The organism is Bacillus sp. JJ1521 (genome assembly GCF_036965165.1).
Taxonomy (GTDB): domain Bacteria; phylum Bacillota; class Bacilli; order Bacillales; family Bacillaceae_L; genus Ferdinandcohnia.
The window spans coordinates 1-1,256 of sequence record NZ_JBALOX010000138.1; the positions used below are offsets into that span (position 1 = coordinate 1).

Genomic DNA, 1,256 nt, shown 5'->3' on the forward strand with positions numbered 1-1,256 from the left:
GCCGATTTTAATCGATATTCTACAGGGCTCATTTTTAGTTTCGTTTGTATCCGTTTATGGTTATAATAGTCTATATAGGAAGCTACTGCTTCGATTACTTCAACAGCTGTTTGCGGTTGTGTGAAATAGTACATTTCACACTTTAATTGGCCAAAGAAGTTCTCGATACAAGCGTTGTCCCAGCAGTTGCCTCTGCGGGACATAGATTGGGTTAAGCCCATCTTTTCTAATCGCTTGATGTAGCCTGGGTTTGTAAATTGGATGCCTTGATCACTATGTAGAATGGCTCCTTTTTCAAACCCTTTCTTTTTGAGTTCCTCCAATGCACGAAAAACTAACCCCATATCCTGGCTCTGACCTATCGAATAACCCACAATTTCCCCATTAAATAAATCTTTAATTGCACACACATACATCCACTTCTGTGAACCTTTCTTTACCTCAACATAGGTGATATCTATCGCTAATTTAATGCCCGGCTTGATTGCCTTAAAATTGCGATTTAGTATGTTTGGAAATTGACCATGTGGCTGCACGCGGTTTCTAAATCGTTTTCTTCGGATTCTACAGAATAGACCATATTTACGCATGATTCTTGAAACTCTCTTTTCGTTTACAACCAACCCATACTCGTCTTTTAATGCTAGTTTCATTCTCTTTCTGCCGTATGTCCCACGATGATCTTGGAATATTTTAGTGATATAAGGCAAAAGCATTTCATCCTTTGTATCCTGCACGTTTTCCGCATTACGTTTCAACCACTTGTAGTAACCAGAACGTGAAACCTCTGTTATCTCCACCAATTTTTGAACTGGATGGCTCCTTGAATTGGCGTGTATAAACGCAAATTGTGCTTCCTTATCATTCACCCCCTTTTCAGATCCAACAACTTTTTTAAATACTCATTCTCCAATTTAAGCTTTTCATATTTTTCTTCTAAAGTGACCTCCTCCTTTTTACTTTTCCCTTTACTATGACGCCCTCTAGTCTCTTCTAGTGCTTTAAATCCACCTTCTCTTACTTTACGAACCCAATCAGTAATCCTTTTATAACTATGAATATCATACTTCTTAGCTAATTCAGTGGAGGAATGCCCCTCCAAATATAATTCAACTAATTGCTTCTTTAAATCATATGGATATGTTCTCTTTTTCATTTGCCATTAACCCTCTCTCATAACCCCTGTAAATAAACTATATCATTAATTCGAGAGTGGTCGTTTTTCTAAAACTGTCTACTATATAGGTACAATATCA

Annotated in this window: 2 protein-coding genes; both read right to left on the reverse strand. The window is 37.3% G+C overall.

Going from position 1 to position 1,256, the window contains the following annotated elements:
- Positions 1-869: IS3 family transposase (locus tag V7147_RS17850; RefSeq protein ID WP_335369184.1), on the reverse strand; the 869-nt coding region annotated here is incomplete at its 3' end.
- Positions 866-1,156 (reverse strand): helix-turn-helix domain-containing protein, encoded by a 291-nt coding sequence (locus tag V7147_RS17855; protein WP_335369185.1) that lies wholly within the window; start codon positions 1,154-1,156, stop codon positions 866-868. The genes V7147_RS17850 and V7147_RS17855, both read right to left, overlap by 4 nt.
- Positions 1,157-1,256: the final 100 nt, after the last annotated feature.

Excerpts from the sequence above, each read along its gene's own strand:
- V7147_RS17855 (WP_335369185.1), bottom strand. The coding sequence starts at position 1,156 with ATGAAAAAGAGAACATATCCATATGATTTAAAGAAGCAATTAGTTGAA.